Below are 24102 nucleotides of genomic sequence, written 5' to 3' on the forward strand. Positions count from 1 at the left end.
TTATGTGTGGAGTTATAGGAGTCGCTGGACCAAATCAGGTTAGCTATGCATTATTTTATGGTTTAAGTCTTTTGCAGCATAGAGGGCAAGATGCTGCCGGTATCGCAACAATGGATGATGGTCATTTTTTCATGCGCAAAAATACAGGACTTGTAAGTGATGTATTTACAGATGAGAAGTTAGAAAAATCAAAAGGTAAAATGGGTATAGGACATGTGAGATATCCTACAGCTGGTAGCTTAGGAGCTGCAGATAGTCAGCCTTTTTATGTCAATAATCCTCATGGTATAGTTTTTGCACATAACGGAAATCTTACGAATGTTGATGAGCTTGCGCAGATGTTACATGATATCGAAAGACGCCATCTAAACACAACTTCCGATTCGGAATTGCTTCTGAATTTTTTTGCATGTGGTATGAATAAGTCCAAAGGTTGTCCAACTACAGAAGCTGTATATAAAGCATGTGAGTTTGTTTTTGAGCATGCTAAGGGTGGTTATGCTTGTACTGCGATGATAGCGAATTTTGGCTTAGTCGCTTTTAGGGATCCGTATGGGATACGTCCTTTGATACTAGGTGTCAAGGAGTATGATAATGGCGAGAAAGCTTATATGGTCGCTAGTGAAAGCGTTTCTTTGGATATATCAGGGTTTAAGATACTAAGAGATGTTGAGCCAGGAGAGGTGATAATTATCACAGAAGATAGGCAGGTCCATTCTAAAATATGTGCAAAAAATCCAGTTTTAGCACCGTGCTTATTTGAATATGTATACTTTGCACGTCCTGATAGTGTTATGAATGGCGTAAGCGTATATCAAGCTAGAGTTGATGCTGGTAAAGTTTTAAGCCAAAGAATCAAAGAAACTTGGAAAGATAAAGAGATTGATATTGTAATCCCGGTACCGGAGACAGGTAGAGCATCTGCTCAGGAGATTGCAACTGCATTAGGTGTTGAGTACCGTGAGGGGTTTGTCAAAAACCGTTATGTTGGTAGAACTTTTATCATGCCTGAAAATGTTGATAGAAAGAACTTCGTTAGAAGAAAGCTAAATCCAATTCCAGCAGAATTTAAGGATAAGAATGTTTTGCTGGTTGATGACTCAATAGTTAGAGGTACAACATCTAAGCGAATTATTGAAATGGTTAGAGATTTAGGCGCAAAATCTGTATATCTTGCTTCTGTATCACCGGCTGTTTGTTATCCAAATGTCTATGGTATTGATATGCCTGTTAAGTCAGATTTAGTTGCTCATGGTAAGTCATTAGAGGAAATTCGCCAGTGGATTGGTGTTGATGGCCTTATATACTTGCCATTGACTGATCTTAAAGAGATTGTTCAAAAGCAAAATCCTGATATTACAGAGTTTGAAGATAGTGTTTTCTCTGGTAACTATATTACAGGTGATGTCGATGAAGCATATTTGGATGAGCTAGAAAGACATAGAAAAGAGTTAAAAGAATTGGAAAAGAAATATAAAGGGTTTGATAGCTAATGATTAGGTTTTTTGAAGGGTTGAGTGCATTATCCCCGTTTAAAAGAGAGAAAATTTTAGCAGATGCTAAAAAGATATCTAATAAAGTTGAGTCTGTATCTACTCAATATATCCATGTAGTAGAACTTGAGTCAGAGTTAAGTAGTGAGCAAGAAAAAATAATTAAATCTTTACTTAACTACAATATAGAGTATGGTTCGACAGAGCCTAAGGGTCATACTTTTATTACGGCTCCAAGAGCAGGCACGATCTCTCCTTGGTCATCAAAGGCGACAGATATTATCCGTAATACGGGTATCAGTACCGTCAAGAGAGTAGAAAGAGTAGTTTTATTCGGTGTTGAGGGACAGGTTTCTGATAGTGAGCTAAGAGCTATAGAAAATTTAGTACATGATCGTATGGTTGAGGAAGTCTTTAGCTGTAGAGATGACTTACATAGATTATTTGGTGTTACAGCTCCAAAAGAACTTGAGTATGTCAATGTCTTAGAGAATGGTATTCAAGCTATCAAAGATGCCGATAAGAAACTTGGTTTAGCTCTAAGTGAGCAAGAGATTGACTATCTAGCAGATGAATATACAAAGCTTAATAGAAATCCTACAGATACTGAGCTATATATGTTTGCTCAAGCGAACTCGGAGCATTGTAGACATAAGATTTTTAATGCTAAGTGGACTATTGATAATCAAGAGCAAGACAAATCATTGTTTAAGATGATTCGTAACACTACTGAAAAATCTCCTAAAGGTGTGCTTTCAGCATATAAAGATAATGCTGCTGTGATAGAGGGTACAACGGCTCAGAGATTTTACTCAAATACTCAAACAGGTGTTTATAACTTCAATCAAGAAGAAGTTGATATCTTGATGAAGGTTGAGACTCATAACCACCCTACAGCAATTGCACCATTTAGTGGTTCAGCGACTGGTATTGGTGGTGAGATTCGTGATGAGGGAGCGACTGGTTTAGGAGCTAAACCAAAAGCTGGTTTGACTGGTTTTACAGTTTCAAATCTTAATATCCCGGGATTTGAACAAGCTTGGGAGTCTACTAAATATGGTAAACCTTATCATATTGTAACACCTTTACAAATCATGCTAGAGGCACCTATTGGTGGTGCACATTACTCAAATGAGTTTGGCCGACCTAATATAAACGGTTATTTCCGTACTTTTGAGCAAGAGGTAAATACTTCGGCTGGTAAAGAGATGTTTGGTTACCATAAGCCGATTATGATTGCCGGCGGTATGGGTAATATCAAGAGAATGCATGTTGAGAAAGGCGATATCAAAGTCGGTGCTAAGCTAATCTGTCTTGGCGGTCCTGCTATGCGTATTGGTCTTGGTGGTGGTGCTGCGTCATCTGTTGTATCTTCTGATGCTAACTCTGAGTTAGATTTTGCTTCTGTTCAACGAGATAATGCTGAGATGGAGCGTCGTTGCCAAGAGGTGATTGATAGATGTTGGCAAATGGGTGAGCATAACCCAATCACATTTATCCATGATGTTGGTGCTGGCGGTATTTCAAATGCGTTTCCTGAGCTTGTCAAAGATGGTAATGTTGGTGGTCATTTTGAGCTTAGAAAAGTAAATGTTGGTGAAGAAGGACTTTCGCCATTAGAGATATGGTCAAATGAGTCACAAGAAAGATATGTATTATCTGTAGATCCTGAGTCATTAGAGCTTTTTGAACAGCTTTGTAACAGAGAAAGATGTCCATTTGCAGTAGTTGGTGAGGCAATATCTGAGAAGCATATTACGCTAAATGATGAGTATTTCGATAATAAGCCAGTTGATTTACCAATGGGGTTATTATTCGGTAATACTCCGCAAATGCATATTGATGTTAAAACTGTCAAAGTAGAACAGGATGCTTTTGATACGAGTAGTATCAAGCTTGATGATGCGATTGAAAGAGTGCTAAAAGTACCGGCTGTAGCTTCTAAATCTTTCTTAATCACAATTGGCGATAGAAGTATTACAGGTATGGTTGCACGCGATCAAATGGTTGGTCCATGGCAAGTGCCGGTTGCAGACTGTGCTGTGACAACTGCTACAGTCGATAGTCAAGCAGGTGAAGCAATGGCAATGGGTGAAAGAACTCCTGTTGCAGCTATTAATGCAGCTGCTTCTGGTAGATTGGGAATTGCTGAGACTGTAACAAATCTACTAGCTTCTGATATTGAGAAACTAAGTGATATTCGCCTATCTGCAAATTGGATGGTTGCTGCAAATCAGGGCGATGAAAATCAAAAGTTATATGAGACTGTAAAAGCTGTTGGTATGGAATTTGCACCAGAGTTAGGCATTGCAATACCAGTTGGTAAAGACTCAATGTCAATGAAAACTAAATGGTCAGATAATGGTCAAGCTAAATCTGTTACATCGCCTTTATCGTTAGTGATCTCAGGTTTCTCACCCGTGACAAATGCACGTAAGACTCTTACCCCCGTTTTAGTTGATGATAATGATACAACTCTTTTGCACATTGACCTATCTAATGGTGCTGGTAGACTTGGAGCTTCATGTTTAGCTCAAGCTTATAATCAAGTTGGCAATGTTGCACCAGATGTTGAAGCAAGTAAGTTGAAAGTGCTATTTGAAAATATCACTAAGCTCAAAGCTGAAAATAAAATCTTAGCATATCATGATGTATCTGATGGCGGTGTGTTTGCAACTTTAGCTGAGATGTCGTTTGCAGGGCGTAAAGGTCTAGATATCAATCTACAAACTCAAGATATATTAGCAAAACTCTTTGCTGAAGAAGTTGGGGTTGTTATCCAAGTTAAAAATAGTGATGCAGTAATAGTTGAAGAGGTGTTCAAAGATACTCAAATTCACCTGTGTGCAATAGCTAAACTAAATTCTAGTGATGAGTTAAACATCTTTGCAAATGGTGAGAAAGTATACTCAAATACACGTGTAAACTTACAAAGATGGTGGGCTGAAACATCTTATCAAATCCAATCAATCCGTGATAATAGTGAGTGTGCTAAACAAGAGTTTGATAGTATTTTAAATACTGATGATAAGGGTATTCATGTTGAGGCTACCTTTGATCTTGAAGAAGATATTACAGCTAAGTTTGTCAATGTTGAGAAGCCAAAAGTTGCAATCCTAAGAGAGCAAGGTGTCAACGGTCAAGTTGAGATGGCAGCAGCATTTACTACAGCTGGTTTTGAGGCTCATGATGTGCATATGTCAGATTTGCATGCTGGGCGTGTAACTTTGGCAGATTTCAAAGTGTTGGTAGCTTGTGGTGGTTTCTCATATGGTGATGTTCTAGGTGCTGGCGGCGGCTGGGCAAAGAATATCCTCTTTACCGAGAAGCTAAGAGATGAGTTTAGTAGATTCTTTGGTCGTAATGATACTCTAGCACTAGGCGTGTGTAATGGTTGCCAAATGCTTGCTCAGCTTAAATCTTTAATTAAAGGCGCTGAAAACTGGCCGATATTTATCAAGAATAAATCAGAGCAATTTGAGGCTAGAGTGTCTATGGTTGAGATACAAGAGTCTGACTCTATTTGGTTTGCTGATATGGCAGGTACAAAAGCACCAATTGCAGTAGCTCATGGTGAGGGTCGTCCATTATTTGAAAATGACAGTCAGCAACAAGCTATGCTAGCAAGCTCGCAAGTAGCTCTTAAATATATCGATGGGCAAGGTCAAGCAACAGAAATGTATCCATATAATCCAAATGGTGCAGTAAATGGTCTAACAGCTGTGACAGCTCTAAGTGGTCGTGTCCTTGCAATGATGCCACATCCAGAGCGTGTCTATAGAGCGATTACAAATTCGCATATCCCAGCAGAGTATGATGATGAGTATTCTGTATGGATGAGAATGTTTAGAAATGCTAGGAAGTGGGTTGGTTGATGAGATGATTAATGAGAAAAGCATTATCTATGTTTTATCTAATGAAGCCATGCACGGACTTATCAAAATTGGCAAAACAACTCAAAATAGTGTTGAGAGTAGAGTTTCTCAGTTATATACAACGGGCGTGCCTCTTCCTTTTAAATGTGAATATGCTGTCGAAGTTGAAGATTGTCATGTTGTTGAAAGGGCTTTACATACAGCTTTTAGAAATAACAGAATAAATCCTAATAGAGAATTCTTTGATATAGAACCTGATCAGGTGATAGCAATATTAAAGCTACTTGACTGTAGTTTAAAAGATGTTACAAAAGATTTTGAAGATGAGATTGAGAAGAATACTGACAAAATAGATCTTAAATCTGCCGAAAAGGCTGCTTCAAAAAGACCTAACATGAATTTTATTGAGATGGGAATTCCTAATAATGCTGAACTTTCTTTTGTTGATGATACTTCTATTAAAGTCAAAGTTATCGGAGCAAAGAAAGTTTCTTATGATGGTCGTGAAATGAGTTTAACAATGGCAACTAGAATTGTTAAAGAACTAGATGAAAAGCATCCTATTAGGCCTGCACCATATTGGTTGTATAATGGGGATAAGCTTGACAGTTTGTATGAGGCGACATACGAGTTTTAAAAATCTATGATTCAACACGGCTGCTTCAATAGTGAAGATGTGTCAGAGTGGAAAGTTAAGGTTTTACTATTTAATCTATTCATTTATATTGTGCTAAAATACTAATAGAGTATTTTAAATTGCTCGTTTTTGAATGAAGATATTGAAGTTAACCCTGAAGAGGGTATAGTTTGGTAAGTGGTAATTGCAGAGGTAGATTTTAATAACCTACTTCTTAGATTACGCAGTCAAGCCTGACGGAATGACATACCATTTTAATATAGTTATACCTCTTCACTAATAACGATGGGGTGTTGTTATGATTACAATCAAAAATGATAATTTATTAGTAGAGATTAGTGAGCTAGGTGCTGAAGTTCGCGCTGTTATCAATACAGCAACAGAGCATGAGTATATGTGGTCTGGTGATGGTCGCGTATGGGCTGGAGTATCTCCGGTACTATTTCCAGTAGTTGGGAAATCTCATGGTAATAAGATCAAATATCAAGGTAAAGAATACCCTATGGGTAATCACGGACTTGCTCGTCATACTGTATTTGATATTGTTTTACATAGTGAAAATAGTGTTATTTTAGCTATGGAAACTACCAAAGAAGACTATCCATTTAGACTAAGATTGGAGATTTCATATACACTCGAAGCGAATAAACTTCTCACAGAGTACAATATTATAAACCTAGAGGATAATGTTGCATCATGTGGCTTTGGAGCTCATCCAGCGTTTGCTTGTCCATTCGATGATAAGCATCAGATAAATGATTATGAGATTACATTCTCTGAGCAGAAATTAGATTTTCATCCTATTACACCAGAGGCTTTTTATACTGGAGAAACCAAGCATTTCAAACTATCTAAAATTGAACTAGATAATCATACTTTTGATAATGATGCTCTTGTGTATAGTGGTTTCACAGATAAAAGAGTCAGATTAGCTGAGAAAGGCTCAGAGCGTTATATTGAAGTTACTTTTGATGGCTTTGAATATCTTGGCTTATGGTCAAAACCTAAGGCTAATGCACCCTACGTATGTATTGAGCCGTGGTGTGGTAGAAGTGATACATTAGGTATGGATGTTGATATTGAGTATCGTATAGGTAATGTTGAGATAGAGCCTAAACAGGCTTTTTCTCGCTCATATACTATAGAGTTTGGTTACTAATTATATTTATTTACGATAATGTTGTAATGTTGGGGCTATTCTAGTATCTTTTTTAAAAATATCTAAGCGTTAGTTGGTAATTTGTTTGGATATTCATTTGAATTATTAACTTTTAAGCTAAAAAATAAGGAGATAGTGTGTTAGCGAACACTCTAGGAGTTGGTGGAGATATCCTCGTGATAATCGCCTTCTTCCTATTACAAACAAATCGTGTCAAATCTAGTGATTTAAGTTACTTACTTTTAAATATAATAGGCTCTCTAGGAGTACTATTCTCACTGATGTATTACTGGAACCTACCGTCATTTATTATTGAGACTTCATGGGTTGCTATTAGTTGTTGGAGTTTATACAACTATCTGAAAAAGAGAGCTGTTAGTAGCTAGCTTAGTATCCAAAATATAGTCGGTATATAGATAATCTAATTTTGAGTGACAGATTCTAATATATCTAAATATGTATCTATAAGAATAAACCCTTCACTATCAGTTTTTACATTCTTTTGTCCAAAAGGTCTAAGAAAACCTACAGGTGCCATATCTTTACCGATGCTTTTGGTAGCTGCGAACTTCATCACGCTATCATTTATCTCTTCTGTACTAGTATTAGGATGTTTAGGTCTATATGACATTTGCATTTCTTTTTGGACTGAGCCAATGCCTTTGCAAGTGATCTCATCAGTTATTAGTTTTAGGTCAACAGATTCTGCTGGAGTTGTCGATACAAACAGAATATTTACACAATTTTCATATTTATGATTATTCACCTGTATTTTAGGGATAAGCTTATGAGCAAGTAGTTTTTCTTGAACAGCACCATATCTATCACCATTATTCAAAAGCATTTCTTGGTTTAGAGTAATTCTAGCTGGTAAAAGTAGAGTGCTGTTAGGATATACTTTGTCGGTTAGATATACATCACCAAAGAAATTTACATAATATGTTTCGTAATATTGCTCTAATATTTTGTTTTTATTGTTTTTTATTGTTACAAAGTATTTACATTTTGAGTCGCCACTATTGCAAGACTCTATATCGATATCAATAAAAATAGACTTATTTGCTTTTAATGCAGTTCTTTTGTAGTGATACTTAGTATCTGGTTGCATAGATATGTAATCACTGCCGTTAATTATAGTTGTAGAACAGCCGGATAATAATATTATTGAAATTAAAGCGAAGGTTACTTTTTTCATAAGTCTTATTTTGTGATAGACATAAGAACATTCTTATAGATTATAGGAGCCTCTGAGTTAAGAGTTTCTTTCAAGTTTTCTTTGACAAGCCCAACTCCTTTACAATAGGTTTCTAAGCTTTGAGTTTTTTCGACTTGTTTTTTGTATGTGACAACTGAGTTAGCTTCTAATTCTATACAGTTCTCATAGTCTTTACCGTTAACAGTCAGTTTAGGAATTTCTTTTTTAAATTCATAAGTATTTGAGAACTGGCTATTGCCTATAGTTATATTTTCTTTTCTAAGCTTGTTGAACTTTATATTGGCTGGTAAAAGCAGAGTTTCTTTGTCAGTATTAGGATGCTGAATATAGACATCACCATTGTTTTTTACGGTATAACTATACTCATATTTTGATTGAGTTATTTCTTTTCCAGAAGGATCTTTAATTTCGCTGACATATTTGCATGATGTTTTATCATTGTTACAGCTTTCTATTTTTGTTTGAACTAGAAAATTATCCTCATCATTGGCTTCAATACGTTGGAAATTATATGTTGTACCAACATCCTTTGAAATGTAGTCACTACCTTTTAGCTCTGAGCTATAGCCTGTAGATGCTAGAGTCATAATTGCGACTGATGATAATATAAGCTTTTTCATGCTATCTCCTTTTGCTAGGCAATCCATTTTGATTTGTATATTGAATACAATAGGTATTTTTAATCATAATCTTTAAGATAATATTATAGCAAATGAGTTGAAAAAAATTAGTAAAATCGTCGAAGAGTAATATTTATAAAAATGTTGACAATATAGTTCTATTTGAGAAAATTAAGATATATTTATGTTCAATCAAGTAAATCATTGTATACAGTGTCTTCTGAGTTTTAGTATTTAGTTTTGAGTCCGAGCTGATCAGAGTGCTTATACATGTTTGTCAAATAGGGTAGTAAAATGATAAAAAGGTATGATGTAGCAGAAATCTCAAAGATTTGGGCAGATGAAAATAAGTATGCAAAAATGCTTGAGGTTGAGTTAGCAATTCTTGAAGCTTTGGAAGACAAAATGGTGCCTAAAGGCACTGCAGCAGAGATTCGTGCTAAAGCAGAAATTAGACCTGACAGGGTTGATGAGATCGAGAAAGTTACTAAGCATGATATTATAGCTTTTTGTACTTCTATTGCTGAGCAGTTCACTGCTGAGACTGGTAAGTTTTTTCATTTTGGTGTTACATCTTCAGATATTATTGACTCAGCACTTAGCTTGCAGATTCGTGAGTCTATGGACTACGTTGTTAGAGATCTAGAAGCATTGTGTGATTCGTTACTAGCAAAGGCTCAAGAAACAAAAGAAATCATTACTATGGGTAGAAGTCATGGTATGTTTGCAGAGCCTATGAGCTTCGGTCAGAAGTTTTTAGGAGCTTATGTTGAGTTTAAACGTAGACTAAAAGACCTTAAAGACTTCCAAAAAGATGGTTTGACAGTGCAGTTCTCAGGTGCGGTAGGTAACTACTGTATTTTAACTACAGAAGATGAGAAAAAGGCTGCAGATATCTTAGGTCTACCAGTTGAAGAAGTTTCTACTCAAGTTATCCCAAGAGATAGAATCGCTAAATTAATTTCTATTCATGGGCTTATTGCATCTGCTATTGAGAGATTGGCGGTTGAGATTAGACATTTACACAGAAGTGATGTTTTTGAAGTGTATGAGGGTTTCTCTAAAGGTCAAAAAGGCTCTTCAACTATGCCACATAAGAAGAACCCTATCTCTACAGAAAATCTAACGGGTATGGCAAGAATGTTAAGATCGCATGTATCTGTTGCATTAGAGAACTGTGTATTATGGCATGAAAGAGATATCTCTCACTCTTCAGCTGAGCGTTTTTACTTACCAGATAACTTTGGTATTATGGTTTATGCTTTGCGTAGAATGAAAAACACTATTGATAACCTTGTAGTTCAAAAAGATATCATCGAGGATAGAGTTAGAAGCACAAGCGCATACTTATCAAGTTTCTATCTACACTTCCTAGTAGCAAACACACCATTTATGCGTGAAGATTGCTACAAGATTGTTCAACAGGTTGCTTTTGATCTTAAACAAGGAGAATCATTCTCTAAAAACTTGCAGAAAGTAATGCAAGATGAACACAACATTATCCTAAATGTTCCAGAAATGGACTTCGAGGGTATCAAAAAGACTTATCTAAAAGAAATTGATAATGTATTTGAAAGATCAATCAAAAGTTAAGGATAATCTATAGCACTTTTCTAATCGTCTCTTAACTATAAATATATCTTTGTTAGATACAAGTAGTATCATTACATAAAATTAATATCCCAGTATAGACATTATTTAAAACAATATTATACTAAAGTAGTATATTCACCTTGATGTTGTACTCTGCTTATTATGTTGTATAAACAAATTAAAACGGTTTTAAAAATTCCTAAGCATACTGTCTATATACTCATAATATATAGTTTATTACTAGGTTTTTTATCGCTGACAATACCTGTATCAGTTCAGACACTAGTTAATCTTGTTGGTGTCAGTTTGTCTATTAGACCTGTTATATCACTTATTACTATTTTATTTATTTTACTAACAGCAGCTTTTTTTGTGAGAATTTTACAGTTAAAACTTGTTGAAGATATCCAAAGAAAAGTCTTCGTAGATGTTGTCTTACGCGTGATGACAGCTATTTATAGAGTTGATTTTAACAAGTTAGATAAGATAAATGTTCGGGAAAAGATTAATAGAGCGTTTGAACTCAAGTTCTTGCAAAAATCCGTATCAGTTATATTTATAATACTTCTTGATATATTTCTGCAAACTCTTTTTTGTGTGATTATTTTAGCATTTTATCATCCGCTATTTTTGGTCTTTGATATTTTGCTTATTACCTGTATTGTATTATCCATTTTTGTTCCTATGAGGGCAGGCTATAATGCGGGGGTGAGAGAGTCTAGCAAAATATATAGTATAGTTGACTCTTTGGAAGAGAAGACAGCTGAGTTTCTGTCATTCAAGCAGCGTCCTTTAGAAAATTCTATAAACAAAGTAGATGCTAAGTTATGTGGCTATATCGAAGCTAGATCAAGTTTTTTTGGTGTGGTTCTTAGACAGCATATCTATATAGGCTTAACGTACATCTTCATAAATATATTGTTGTTGGGTATTGGTAGTTACCTAATCATAAACGGTCAGCTATCTATTGGTCAATTAATCGCTGCAGAAATATTGGTAAATATAGTTCTACTGGGGTTATTGAAATTTAGTCAATATCTCTATGATTGTTATGGCTTCATGGTAGCTGTACGTAAAATATTAGATCTACTTGAGATTTCTGAAGGACAAAAAGATAGTATACAACACAAAGAGGCTAGTATAGTTAATACGATTTCATCGATTGATATCAGTGTCTCTGACGATCAAAGATATTATCTTGATTATGAAAAAGACAACTTTCACCAGCTATGTTTGTCAGTAGGTGGTGCTCAAAAAATACTAGATTCATTCTTTGATGATGATTCTTTGGGAGTGATAAAGCTTAATAGCATTTGTTTGAACAACTATAGTAAAAAAGAAGTAGCTAAAAAAATTCATATAGCTAGCGGTATTGAAATTATTGCCGGTACAGTATTAGATAACCTCTGCGAAAGTGACTTTTCTCAAGAGAGACTGAGCTATCTAAGCGAACTTCTTGATGCTTTTGATGTGAAGTTTCTTGAGAAATATTTTGAAATGGAAATTGATTCTCAGACTATAAAATATAATCTAGAATTTAATACCTTAGTAGTATTGAAAATGAACTTGATAAGAGCCATTTTGAAGCAGCCTAAATTGTTGATATTGGTTGACTCGTATGGTTTAACAAATAGAAACGGTGATATGGCGATTACGAACATACTTCGTAAAATAGCGTTACCAACCTTAATTATATCTATTCAGTAGGTGACTTATTATGCAGTTAAAATCATCTGAAATGCTTAGGAAAGATCCTAGTTTTAAAAAGATTATATTTTTAGTTTTATTAAGCATCATAGCAGTTGGTGTTATCTTGGCTATTATTCCTTGGCAGCAAACTGTTGATGGTTATGGAGATGTGACAACCTTATCACCGTCTGAACGTCAACAAAATATTTCTGCTCCAATAGGTGGTAGATTAGGCAAGTGGTATGTGTTTGAGGGCGATGCTGTTAAAAAAGGAGATCCTATTGTTGAGGTACTAGATCTTGATCCTGAGGTTGTCTCACGCTTAGAAGAAGAAAAAGCAGCGATAGAGTTAGGTGTTAAATCTGTTAAGCTGGCTATTAAAAATACTCAAAACAATATCGAAAGACATAAGTATCTTATAGATAAAGGGGCGAGTACTCAGAGGATATATGAGCAAGCTCAGATGGAGATGGTTAATTACACACAAGAATTATCAAAGCTTAATGTGGATCTAGCAAAAGTTAAGGTCCAGATAGCTCGTCAACAAAGTCGATTAGTTAAAGCGCCTACTGATGGGGTAATAATGGATCGTATCCATGGTATGGGTGGAGTGATTGTAAAAGATACTGATGTGCTAGCGACAATTGTGCCAGAGAGTAAGTCTAGAATAGTTGAGTTGTGGATCAATAGTATGGATGTTCCTCTTGTCAAAGTTGGTGATAAGGTAATGCTACAATTTGAGGGATGGCCAGCAGTTCAGTTTAGTGGTTGGCCACAAGTCGCTATAGGTACTTTTGAAGGAGAGGTTATATTCATTTCTCCTCAAAATAATGCTCAAGGACAGTTTAAAATATTTGTTAAGCAAAGCGGAAGTAGAGATTGGCCATCGCCAGATGTATTAAGGTTAGGTACCAAAGTACATGGTTGGGTATTGCTTAATGATGTTAGTCTGGGTTATGAGTTATGGCGTAGATATAATGGTTTCCCTATAAATCTAAACAGTAGTCAGCTACATATAGGTGTCAAAAAAAGTGAACCGGTGCTCAAGCCAGCAACGATAAAAGAACAAATTCAGAACCAACCATCTAATATAAAATAGTAGTCGTATATCTTTCTTTATCATTATGAGTATTCTATAATTTAGGAGTATTTGTTTCTAATGATTTATTTAGGTGTTTAAATGGATAAAAAACTAGTAAAACATATTGCTAAGCTATCTTGTTTTGATTTGAATGAGCAGCAGTTAGAGCAATATACTCAAGATCTTACCAATATTTGTGAGATTCTTGATGCCGTCAAGAATTTTGATGCTAATGGAGTTACGCCGATGGTTTCTCCAATTAGTGTTGATTTTAAATTTCGTGAAGATATTCCTCAAGATCAAGATAATCGAGCAAGTTTTGATAAATTTGCTTGTGAAGTAGTTGATGATTATTTTATGGTGCCACAGGTTGTTAAATAGGGTGAGCAATGTCATATATTAAAAAATTGAGAGCAAGGTTAGATAGTGGTGAAGTCACAACAGTTGAGCTGACTAAGCAATATCTAGCAAAAATAAAAGACCAAGATAAAACCATAAACTCTGTAATTACACTATGTGAAGCAGAGGCACTAAAAGAAGCAGAAAATGCTGATGCTATTATTTCTGCAGGTAAGCAAAGTTTGTTGACTGGTATACCTATTTTGCATAAAGATCTTTTTTGTACAAAAGGTATCAAAACAACAGCAGCTTCTAAGATGTTAGATAACTTCGTAGCTCCATATGATTCAACAGTTACAAAAAACTGTAAAGATCAAGGTATGGTAACACTTGGTAAGTTAAATATGGATGAGTTCGCTATGGGCTCAACTAATGAGCATAGCTATTATGGAGCTGTTAGTAATCCTTGGGACTTGGAGAGAGTACCGGGAGGATCTTCAGGTGGCTCAGCAGCTGCGGTTGCTGCAGGCTTTGCTCCTGTCAGCACAGGTTCAGATACAGGTGGATCTGTGAGACAACCAGCGAGTTTTTGTGGTCTAACAGCTATGAAGCCAACTTATGGAAGTACTTCAAGATTTGGTATGGTAGCCTTCGCATCATCTTTTGATCAAGCAGGTATCTTTGGACATTATGCAGAAGATGTAGCTATTATGTTGGATACTATCTCTGGAGAGTGTCAGTATGATTCTACCTGTGTTGGTGTAAAAGAAAATCATTTTACACAAGACTTAGAGAAAGATATCTCAGGTAAAGTAATTGGTGTTGATGAAAGTTTGATCAAAGACCTGCCAGCACAAATACAAGAAGCTGTGTCAAAAACTCTTGATAATTTCAAAAAGCTAGGAGCCGAAATAAAGTCAGTTAAGGTCCCTGACTTAAAAGAGGCTCTTTCAACTTACTATATCATAACACCAGCAGAAGCAGCTGCTAACCTAGCTAGATATGATGGTATTAGATATGGCTACCGTAACCCAGAAGCTAGAGACTTAGATGAATTATACAGAAAATCTCGTACTGATGGTTTTGGTGAAGAGGTTAAACGTAGAATTATGATAGGTAACTATGTGTTAGCATCAAGTCAGTATGACTCTTATTATAATAAGGCTCAACAGCTACGTAAGGTGATGACTGATCAAATTAATCAAATATTTGAGCAAGTTGATGTTGTATTTATGCCTGCAGCTCCAAGTGAAGCTTTCAAAAAAGGCGATAAGTTAGATCCTGTTTCGGCATATCTATCAGATATTTATACTATACCAGCTAATATATCAGGTCTACCAGCAATAGCTTTTCCGATTGGTTTTGCTAATGATTTACCTGTTGGTGGTCAGTTCATGGCTAAAGCATTTAATGATAATGTTTTGACACAAATGGTCACACAATATCAAAATAGTTATGGTATTGAAGAATTTATTTTAGAACAAGCGAGGATTTAATAGTGAATTGGGAAATGGTGATAGGGCTAGAGGTCCATATTCAGTTAAGTACTAAATCTAAGCTGTTTTCGACTTCTGCAACAAAATATGGGCAGCATCAAAATACTCAGGCTGCATTTTTAGATTTAGGTTTGCCGGGAACTTTGCCTGTAGTAAATAAAGAAGCTATTCGTAAAGCTGTTATATTTGGTTTAGCTGTAGATGCTAAAATATCAAAGGATAGTTTCTTCGCACGTAAGAATTACTTTTATCCAGATTTACCAAAAGGCTACCAGATTAGTCAATCTCATAATCCAATAGTACAAGAGGGTAATCTAGAGATTGAAACTTCTAATGGAACCAAAACTATCAGAATTGAGCGAGCTCATCTAGAAGAAGATGCTGGGAAATCAGTTCATGGTTATGTAGCTGGCGAGACAGGATTAGATTATAACCGTGCGGGTACACCACTTTTAGAAATAGTTACATATCCTGATTTTAGGTCATCTGAAGAGGTGGTTTCTTATCTTAAGAAGCTTCATCAGCTAGTCAAACATTTGGGTATATGTGATGGTAATATGCAAGAAGGCTCGTTTAGATGTGATGTCAACTTGTCAATTAGACCACAAGGCCAAGATAAGTTTGGTACTCGGGCAGAACTTAAAAACATAAACTCTTTTAGATTTATTGATAAAGCGATTGAGTATGAATATGCTCGTCAAATAGCTGTGCTAGAGTCTGGAGGAGAAGTTGTTCAAGAAACTCGTCTATATGATGCTGATGCAAATGAAACACGTTCAATGCGTGCAAAAGAGGATGCTTTTGATTATCGTTATTTCCCAGATCCAGATTTATTACCGTTGGTAATAACTGATGAATATATCGAAAGTATCAAAAAGCAGATGCCACTCAAGCCAGAAGAGCGTGAAGCAGCCTATCGTGAGCATTTAGCTGATCAAGAAGTTGAGTTTTTATTATCAAATCTTGAGATAGCAGATTACTATGATCAGGTAGCGACTGTGATAGGTTATAAGCCGGCGTATAACTGGATAACAGTTGATCTAATATCAACTCTTAATAGAGCGGAAAAAGAGTTTTCAGCAGATATAATCCCTGCTGAGATTCTATTAGAGATTATTGATAATGTCCAAAAAGATGTTATCTCACAAGCGAGTGCTAAGAAAGTCATAGCAGAATATATTGAGTCAGCTACATCTGTTGCTAATATTATCGAGAAACTAGGTTTGAAACAAGTATCAGATGAGAGTGCAATAAGAGAGCTAGTTCAAGGTATAATTGCTGCGAACCCTCAACAAGCTGCTGACTTTAAAGCTGGTAAAACTAAGCTTATGGGCTTTTTCGTAGGTCAGGCTATGAAAGCTAGTAAAGGCAAGGCAAATCCTAAGCAAGTTAACCAGATAGTTCAAGAAGAGCTTAATAAATAAAATAGGAAAATCAAATGAATACAAATAAGTTTTACTATCATCTTATGAAGCTAAATGTTTTGAGTAGTGACTATGTTGATGATAGTTATAAAGTTGCTTGGAAAGGAAATGTATACCCATTTTTTCATGATAGTAAGTATGAGTTTCATTATGAGGTTGCAAAATACTTTGACAGAGCTGATGAGAAAACTATAGATAAGCTTTGTTCTTTATTAGATGATTATATTGATGAGAAAACGGACTTTTCTAAGTTTGAAGAAAAGGTTGAAAAGGTAGTTGGTAAGGGAAATGTTTTTTATGTCCTTGATTATATTTTTAAGTCAGGCCAATACCAACAACTTTTGGAAAATGTTAAATTGAATAAAATGCACTTTAGCCAACATTTTATTGATCGTTTTGTTGCTGGTGGCTATTTCGATTAAGTCTTCTATCTATATATTTATTCCTAAATACTCGTTAGCGATATATTCAAATAGCGCTTTATGCACTTGATAGGTTGGATGGACACCATCCCAGAATATATATTCTTGAGGATTATCACATAATTTACCAGTTTCAGCAGCTAAAATTGCACTAGTAATATCTGGAGTCAGAGGAATTTTACTCATATCTAGCTCTCCTGATGAAATATTCTCAGACTCTTGAAGTAGAACGGGCTTGGAGTTGCTTCTTAATAGGTTTTCATAAAAATCTTTTGGATTTTGACCATCTGGATTATAAGAGAAATAACCACCACTCCAACAACTTTGGTTGGTTTTGTTTGGGTTTATCGAAGTGTGATATTTTTTGTTGAAATTATCAGTATCATTAACAAGCATCTCGAATATTGGATTCATATCTACAAAATCTATATTAGTCTGATTTTCAGCAAACTGTTTTAGAATTTGGTTATGTAGCGAAGATACTTCTTTTAAGAGGTTTTGGTTTCCTATATTTTTTGACTCTGGTGTCAATCCTAGATTAGGCAGTCCTATAACTAGAGTTTTTTGTGCATTCACAGTTTTGATAGCTGCTATAATCTTGTCAGTAACCTCGCTAGCAATATTCTTGAGTAAGCTAGGGTCTTGATTGGCTGATATTGTTAAATAGTCATTCGCACCAATAAAAAATATTGCTAGATTTTTATTGGTATCGTGAGCTCCATCATCTAGAGAATATGCTTGAAGCTCAGTACCTATTGTATAGGGTAGGCCAAGATCTGTCCAAGATGGCTCAAAGACAGCAGTAGCTCCTCCAACAGCATAATTACTGATTGGGATTTTATTTTCTAGAGTTCCACTTAACATCGTTGTCCAAACTGAGCCATTAGAAAACATACCTCTATAATAAGGAGTTGATCTTGGGATAATTCCATTTGTATAACCATATAAGTTGCCTGTATCGCTTAGACTATCTCCAAATATAAGTATTCTTTCTATGTCTTTGAGTTTTGAATTTTGTGGACTTGTGAATTTTGGACATGCGGAAATTGTAAATATAGGTATACGATATTTTAGTGTTGTTGTGTAGCTATGCCAACTATAGTCAAAATCATTATTTTGATGCTCTATAGCTATATCACCATTCAAATTATCAAAATTCGCACTATTAATAGTCCAACCATTTTTTAGATTATATTGTATTGAACCATTATATTGTAAATTCTCAGAATGGAAATTTATATCTATAGCTGAGTTGTAATCTACAAATTTATCATTGGTATACTGTCCAACATTGATATACTGATTTGTATCTAATACTTGGTTATTTATGGCGTTTCCAGTGCTATTTCCTGGAGATATACTGAATGATATTGGGACTGAACAGTTATTCTCTATAATAATTTGTGATCTTGCATCGGCATAACATAATTCAGTTAAGGAAGTGGTTAACGTCAAAAAAACCAGACTAAGTTTTCTCATGTCTAGAAAAAATAAACTAAATAATAGTAATACTTTAGCTTAGTGTTAACTTAGTAACTACATGTATACAGCAATGTCTATAGTGAAAGTATTCATATGTTTATTGTTATATAACTTTTGATATGAATACTCTGGGCCTATTAAGACATTGTTGTCAAAATATGCACGTTGAGTTGATAAAATTAGCTGGTTTTTGATTCCAGATGGAGATTGGCCAAATAACAGTGGAGATGCTGGTAATGACATCGGTATATTAGCAGAATTATATGTTTGCCCATATGATACGCCAAAGTTTGTGTTTCTACCGCCAAGTTGTAATGAATAGTTTGCTGCAGCATACCAACCTCCAGCTAAGACATTTTGATTACTACCGTTAAAGTCTTTTCTATTTGTAGTACTTGCCCAACCTGTTCCTAGGTTTAAAAAACCGCCGCCTATGGTGTAAGTAAGGTTACCATTAATGTTGAAGCTGCCAATATTATCTTTTGAAGAGTTTTGATTCTCCAGAAACTTGCTAAAAGAAGCATTACCAGCTCCAGCAATATTAAAGACATAACCTGTATTAAAGCCAACAGCTAGGCTCTCAGTCCAACGCTCAGCATAGAATAGTCCGGTTGAAAAATTTATACGATTATCATCAGATCCAAAGACTGCTATATTAGCATTTAGAATGTCATCTTTATAGTTTAATGATATATTCGTTGTTCTACCTAGTGCCAGAAATCCTGTTATACCACCAGTCCATGGACCACCACCTCCAAAAGCACCCACAGAAAGCCTACTTCTTCCAGCAGTTACAAATAGTGGCGATGTATCTAGGTTTCCAAATATAACAAAAGCATTACCTAAACCAAAATTGTTAAGCTCACTGGTACTGATATCAAACTGAGCAGTAACGTAGTGTCCGACATTGGCTAAAAAGTATAGTGTGGAGGATGTCAGAGAAATATTTTGACCATTGCCAGAGAGAGTGTAACCATTTGAGATTCCTTCACTACCAGACCATACTTGAGCATCGACTTCTATTTTTCCACCTAAAAATATAGCATAGTCATTAAATTTGTTGCGTTGTCCGATTACCGTAGATGAGAATAGACTGCCTGATATCATTCCTATAGGTATACTATTATTACCTGAATAAGCTCCTAAAAATGTTACTTGTCCTCTTGTCGTGATAGCAGGAGCATCTCCAACGTTGATAGCACCATTGTGACCAAAAATACCACCAACTGGACTATTTCTTAAATCGATGATTGAGTTATTTGAATTTATACTAGTGCTAATTTCGTAAGCATTTGCACTATCTCCAAATACCAAATTTATATCATTAGGATCTTGCTTCGTTATTCTTGATTCGTATGTCGTTAATTGGTTAGCATTTTGCGAGCTTTCTTCCATATCACTAATATCGGTTTGTAATTTACGTATCTGATGCTGTAGTTCAATGATAGCTTCTTCATTTAAGCTAAGCTCTTGACCATTAGTGTTTGAGAAAGATGTGCTGTAAGATAATAAAATAAGTATATATATAACTATAGGAGCTGTGATTTTAGAATTCATGATAATGTTATTGCATTGGGAGTAACAAATTAGAACTTAGATAATATCACTATGATAATGATAATCAATATCATTTATGGCAAATGAATAAATTAGATTATCTATTCAATAGAATAGGCTTAGCACTCTCGCTAGGGAATAGTTTTTGTAATAATAGTAATGCTATCAAATACCCCGGTATGGAAATAATACCACCTAGTGTGAAAAGCATTGAGTAACCAATATTCGCAGCTAAGAAACCACTAAGTGACATTCCTAGTATATAGATTAGAAGTTCAGCACATACTAAAACCGTAAAGTCAGTGCCTGCTTGATCTTTTGAGCTAAATTTCATGAATATAGTATATAGAACTATCATCTCCATAAGTCGAGAAGCCATATTTAATAATACAATTCCAAAGATAAATATTTGATTATCAATGCCATAAAAACTTATAAATCCTAGAGAGAAATAGCAAAAGCCTCTGATTACTGCCAATATTGTCAAAAGAATAGTTTCTTTATAAAAGTTAAAGAGATAACTAATAACAGCTGCACCACAAACACCTATTAATGCACTACCAGTTCCCATAACTATGCCTATCGTTGTTAGCGGAATGTGAGAATCTACCAAAAATGATGATTGCATTCCCATAACCAAACCTTCACAGGCTCTGTAGCTCAAACACATAAGTAACAATATTCTGGTTTCTTTTCTACTAAAGAAAGACTTTAGAGATGGTATGTGGTGCTTGTATTGTTCATTGTGATGGTTTTCTCTTATGAGAAACATATAAGCACAAATACATAAACTTATCAAAGTCATATATAGAGTAATTTGATGCCAGCCTAAAATTTTGTATAGCGCAATTAGAGATGCTCCGCCAATCATGCTACCTAGAGTAGTGCCAATTACTCTACAAAAGTTGCTCCACTGTAAGCTTTTAGCTTTTGTTTGTTCTATTGAAAATCCATCAATTGCTATATCTTGAGTTGCTGCAATGGAGGACAATAAAAACGCAAATAAGAAAATATAATTGCTATAGTCTTTTGGAGTATAAATAGAGAATATTAAAAATAGACTTATGGTCAAAAATTGCATTACAATAAACCAGCTTTTTCTTCGGCCTATTTTTTTGATATATAACCTATCTACATAAGGAGCCCATAGGAATTTGATAACCCAAGGTAATAGTAAGATACTAAAAAGGCCTATTTTTTCTAAAGAGACTCCTTCAGAACGTAGAATCGTTGGTAATCCAAAAGTACAGAAATATAGTGATATAGCTTGTGCTAAATAAAGAATGGTTATATCAAGTTGTTTTTTCATATCAAGTTATCTTCAATTAGAATTTGTTGAGCTTTTTCCCATGCTGAGCATATATTACCAACAGCAATACAGCTAAAAGGCATACCCTTAGCCATTGCTGGAGCATTAATCTTTTTGATCATAATAGGATCATTTGTGACACGAATCATACCTAGACACCATTTAGCAAGCTCAGGTTTAGACTCTTTAAACCATTTTGCTTGTTTTAATCGTGCTTTATGCTCAAACTGATACTGTTCAGAAAAAGTACTAATTACTAAGAATTTTTGTTGTTTCTTTAGTATTTGAGAGCATTTGTCTAACCAGCTAAGTACATCTTTATAGCTTGGGGAGCTACCAAAATGCATTTTAACTATTGGCCATTTTGAAATATCACAGTCTATCATAATGTTTCACCCTCTATAAAAGAGCTCTTTGAACAACTAAATAGATATGCTTGTTTTTCAGGTAAGGCTATCTCACCAAGATTTGAATATCCGATTTTAGGAGCGATTTTTTGAAAAGGGATCACTCTAACATCAGGTTCAAAGATAACATTATTAGCACCAAGCATATCAAAGCAATATTTGCTAAGAGCTTCTACAAGTAATTTAGAATATCCTTTGCCTATAGCTTTTTCAGGGCCAATTAGCAGGTGCCATCCATATTCATTATCATCAGTGGAAAAATAATTAGCGATACGATCAGTCTGTGTGTTATAAATTTCAGCATAGGCGATTTCTGAATTATCTATCGATAATATAAGTAATTTTTGGTTAGGCTTTGAAAGCATATTGCAAAAATGTTTTTTTAGCTCTGACTTTGATTTATTCAAGTTCCAGAACTTTGCTACGTGAGGTTTATTCATCCATGAGTGAATAGTATCTAAATCATGTTCTAAGTCAAATGCTCTAAAAGACACTCTATTATGCTTGAATAAGTCCTTATCTATATTTTTGGTACTTTGAGCAAGATAAAGAGGATTATCAAGTTGACCTGTAGATATTACCTTAGGTCTTGCTGAATAATCACTATATCCAACTTCAAAAATTCTTAGTCTATTCAGACATAGTTTTGTAAAAGTTGGTTTATATAGATCAAAACGTTCAAAACGAGATTTTAGCTCAGGATTGCTTGTCTGATATTTTTGTATACATTCATCTAATTTTTGATAGAAGTAAAGTTCGGGGTAGTTTAGTTTGTCTGCTAGTATCGAAGAGATATATCTATAGTGAACAACAAATAATCCTGTATGAATAAATTGCAGAAGATAATCATCTTCAACTTGAGGAATGGCGTCTTTTACCTGTTGTGGAAGCGATCTGAGTTCATCAACAGGATTTTTGCATATATTTATATCATCGACAAAATCTTTCATAGCCAGACCAACAGGGAGATTGTCCTCTATGATTAATATACTATTTTCTCCATGAGGAGAGAAAACCATGCCATATTTGTATAAGAAATGTAGTAGGGCAGGGACAGTATTTTCAAAAAACATTTCTAGCCATTTATCAATATCTAAAGATGATTCTTTGATCATTTCGCAAATGATACTTTTATCATTAGCATCAACATAAGTTAAAGCAGCCATTGTTATAGCTTGCTCACTACTTTTAAGTCTAGTGTGAATACTTTCTCTCCAGATTGCACCTAACTGCTCTGTGAAGTAGTATGGTACCTGAGGAACTTCTGACTGATAAGGATGATGGCAGTATGCACTAGCTAACTCTCCTAGAAGTATGAAATTATATTTAGCTAAAAACTCATCTTTTTGGACTATATTCTTAATCCATTGTGTAAGCATTGGAGCATTAATTGTTTGATCTTTGGGTAGACCTCTATAAACCGCAGTATTTAGTATGTTTAGAGGTAGTTTTATACTATGTTTTTCAGGATAAGAAATATTAGACATAGTTCTTATTGATTGCATAGCTAGATGCTGATCAGTTGACTTACCAAGAAATATAATATCTTTATCAGCTATATATTTCGTGAATTGTTGCATTACAGCATTTTTCCACTGCCATGGATGAACAGGTAAAATATAAAAATCACTAGGGTCTTTGTTATTCATTTTTATAGTTTTATTGAAGCTAGCTAAAGTTTCTGAATTGATTTCTTTATTGGTAATTTGTAGATAGTTAGTAGTTGTTACAGATGAAAACGTTACTAAATCTTTGCTTACGGCGATCCACACTAAATTGATGATTTTTTGCATCTCTGGGGCGTAGTTTGTATAGTCTGATGCATTAAAGCCAATACGACCTTTATTAATCACAAACCGGGGATGACCAGTCATGTTCCCTTCTATATAAGCGTATGGAAGTTTATAGATGTCCTTTGCTGAGATATTGTCTTTTTGTAAGATAGCGATATCTGCAAATATCGTATTATTTAGCTCTTTTATGAAATGTGCCGTTGTGACAGAATCAATATTTGTTACAGGTAGTGTATCTATGATAAGTCTTATAGCATCATCAGCAGGTTCCATACTATTGCTCTCATGTCTTGTTACAGAGTCCTTTTCAATAGTTAAGTTACCGTATATTCTTTGTACAGCCTTAAATTTGTAACATAGATCTGGGTTTATCTCTAAGGTATATACTTCTTGATCTATATCTTTTTGTAGTGGCTTAAAAATTCCTTCATAACTAAATTCTGAAATTATCTTTTCCAATAGTCTTGTGCTAGCTATCTTGTAGTAGTTTATTTCCTTTTTCATATAAAT

Annotated in this window: 19 protein-coding genes; 12 read left to right on the forward strand and 7 right to left on the reverse strand. The window is 34.8% G+C overall.

Annotation, left to right across the window (positions count from 1 at the left end; genetic code table 11):
* Positions 1-2: 2 nt before the first annotated feature.
* From purF to F0R75_RS09390, 5 genes are all read left to right on the forward strand, one after another.
* Positions 3-1493: an amidophosphoribosyltransferase gene (gene purF, locus F0R75_RS09370; protein ID WP_146420943.1), complete on the forward strand. Its 1491-nt coding sequence runs from the start codon at positions 3-5 to the stop codon at positions 1491-1493.
* Positions 1493-5368, forward strand: coding sequence for a phosphoribosylformylglycinamidine synthase (gene purL / locus F0R75_RS09375; protein ID WP_149377291.1), 3876 nt, complete (start codon positions 1493-1495; stop codon positions 5366-5368). Before purF ends, purL begins: the two co-directional genes overlap by 1 nt.
* Entirely contained in the window at positions 5346-6005 is a 660-nt protein-coding gene (locus F0R75_RS09380; RefSeq protein ID WP_223144701.1) for a GIY-YIG nuclease family protein, read from the forward strand. Before purL ends, F0R75_RS09380 begins: the two co-directional genes overlap by 23 nt.
* Before the next feature lie 298 nt (positions 6006-6303).
* A complete protein-coding gene (locus tag F0R75_RS09385; RefSeq protein WP_149368903.1) occupies positions 6304-7164 on the forward strand; it encodes an aldose 1-epimerase family protein in 861 nt (286 codons plus the stop codon).
* A 137-nt stretch (positions 7165-7301) separates the two neighbouring features.
* A complete protein-coding gene (locus tag F0R75_RS09390; RefSeq protein WP_013922284.1) occupies positions 7302-7550 on the forward strand; it encodes a CBU_0592 family membrane protein in 249 nt (82 codons plus the stop codon).
* A 35-nt stretch (positions 7551-7585) separates the two neighbouring features.
* On the opposite strand, the gene F0R75_RS09395 is transcribed toward F0R75_RS09390, so the two are convergent.
* Positions 7586-8359: a hypothetical protein gene (locus F0R75_RS09395; RefSeq protein ID WP_149368902.1), complete on the reverse strand. Its 774-nt coding sequence runs from the start codon at positions 8357-8359 to the stop codon at positions 7586-7588.
* A gap of 5 nt (positions 8360-8364) precedes the next feature.
* Positions 8365-9000, reverse strand: a complete 636-nt coding sequence (locus tag F0R75_RS09400) for a hypothetical protein (RefSeq protein WP_149368901.1) — start codon at positions 8998-9000, stop codon at positions 8365-8367.
* 294 nt (positions 9001-9294) lie between these two features.
* Here F0R75_RS09400 and purB point away from each other — a divergent pair, with 294 nt between their 5' ends.
* The 7 genes from purB to F0R75_RS09435 all read left to right on the forward strand — a co-directional run bounded on the left by purB (position 9295) and on the right by F0R75_RS09435 (position 17044).
* Complete coding sequence (gene purB, locus F0R75_RS09405) at positions 9295-10593, forward strand: adenylosuccinate lyase (protein ID WP_013922287.1); 1299 nt, start codon at positions 9295-9297, stop codon at positions 10591-10593.
* Between the two features lie 162 nt (positions 10594-10755).
* Complete coding sequence (locus F0R75_RS09410; protein WP_146420936.1) at positions 10756-12300, forward strand: ATP-binding cassette domain-containing protein; 1545 nt, start codon at positions 10756-10758, stop codon at positions 12298-12300.
* Between the two features lie 10 nt (positions 12301-12310).
* Positions 12311-13381, forward strand: coding sequence for an HlyD family secretion protein (locus F0R75_RS09415; RefSeq protein ID WP_013922289.1), 1071 nt, complete (start codon positions 12311-12313; stop codon positions 13379-13381).
* An 81-nt stretch (positions 13382-13462) separates the two neighbouring features.
* Positions 13463-13744, forward strand: a complete 282-nt coding sequence (gene gatC, locus F0R75_RS09420) for an Asp-tRNA(Asn)/Glu-tRNA(Gln) amidotransferase subunit GatC (RefSeq protein ID WP_013922290.1) — start codon at positions 13463-13465, stop codon at positions 13742-13744.
* A gap of 8 nt (positions 13745-13752) precedes the next feature.
* Positions 13753-15198, forward strand: a complete 1446-nt coding sequence (gatA, locus tag F0R75_RS09425) for an Asp-tRNA(Asn)/Glu-tRNA(Gln) amidotransferase subunit GatA (protein ID WP_149368900.1) — start codon at positions 13753-13755, stop codon at positions 15196-15198.
* 2 nt (positions 15199-15200) lie between these two features.
* Positions 15201-16622, forward strand: a complete 1422-nt coding sequence (gene gatB / locus F0R75_RS09430) for an Asp-tRNA(Asn)/Glu-tRNA(Gln) amidotransferase subunit GatB (RefSeq protein WP_149368899.1) — start codon at positions 15201-15203, stop codon at positions 16620-16622.
* A 14-nt stretch (positions 16623-16636) separates the two neighbouring features.
* Positions 16637-17044: a hypothetical protein gene (locus F0R75_RS09435; protein WP_013922293.1), complete on the forward strand. Its 408-nt coding sequence runs from the start codon at positions 16637-16639 to the stop codon at positions 17042-17044.
* A 9-nt stretch (positions 17045-17053) separates the two neighbouring features.
* Here the strand turns inward: F0R75_RS09435 and F0R75_RS09440 are convergent, their stop codons facing one another.
* From F0R75_RS09440 to F0R75_RS09460, 5 genes are all read right to left on the reverse strand, one after another.
* The gene (locus tag F0R75_RS09440) at positions 17054-18523 is read right to left on the reverse strand and encodes an SGNH/GDSL hydrolase family protein (protein WP_146420932.1); all 1470 of its coding nucleotides are present in this window, start codon (positions 18521-18523) and stop codon (positions 17054-17056) included.
* A gap of 57 nt (positions 18524-18580) precedes the next feature.
* Positions 18581-20083, reverse strand: a complete 1503-nt coding sequence (fslE, locus tag F0R75_RS09445) for a rhizoferrin import outer membrane protein FslE (RefSeq protein ID WP_149377292.1) — start codon at positions 20081-20083, stop codon at positions 18581-18583.
* Positions 20084-20180: 97 nt separating this feature from the next.
* Entirely contained in the window at positions 20181-21392 is a 1212-nt protein-coding gene (locus tag F0R75_RS09450; protein ID WP_146420930.1) for an MFS transporter, read from the reverse strand.
* The gene (locus F0R75_RS09455; protein WP_146420929.1) at positions 21389-21778 is read right to left on the reverse strand and encodes a hypothetical protein; all 390 of its coding nucleotides are present in this window, start codon (positions 21776-21778) and stop codon (positions 21389-21391) included. Before F0R75_RS09455 ends, F0R75_RS09450 begins: the two co-directional genes overlap by 4 nt.
* The gene (locus F0R75_RS09460) at positions 21775-24096 is read right to left on the reverse strand and encodes a GNAT family N-acetyltransferase (RefSeq protein ID WP_149368898.1); all 2322 of its coding nucleotides are present in this window, start codon (positions 24094-24096) and stop codon (positions 21775-21777) included. The genes F0R75_RS09455 and F0R75_RS09460 overlap by 4 nt, the downstream gene beginning before the upstream one ends.
* Positions 24097-24102 lie beyond the last annotated feature (6 nt).

The sequence above is a fragment of the Francisella marina genome (genome assembly GCF_008369785.1).
GTDB classification, from domain to species: Bacteria; Pseudomonadota; Gammaproteobacteria; order Francisellales; family Francisellaceae; genus Francisella; species Francisella salimarina.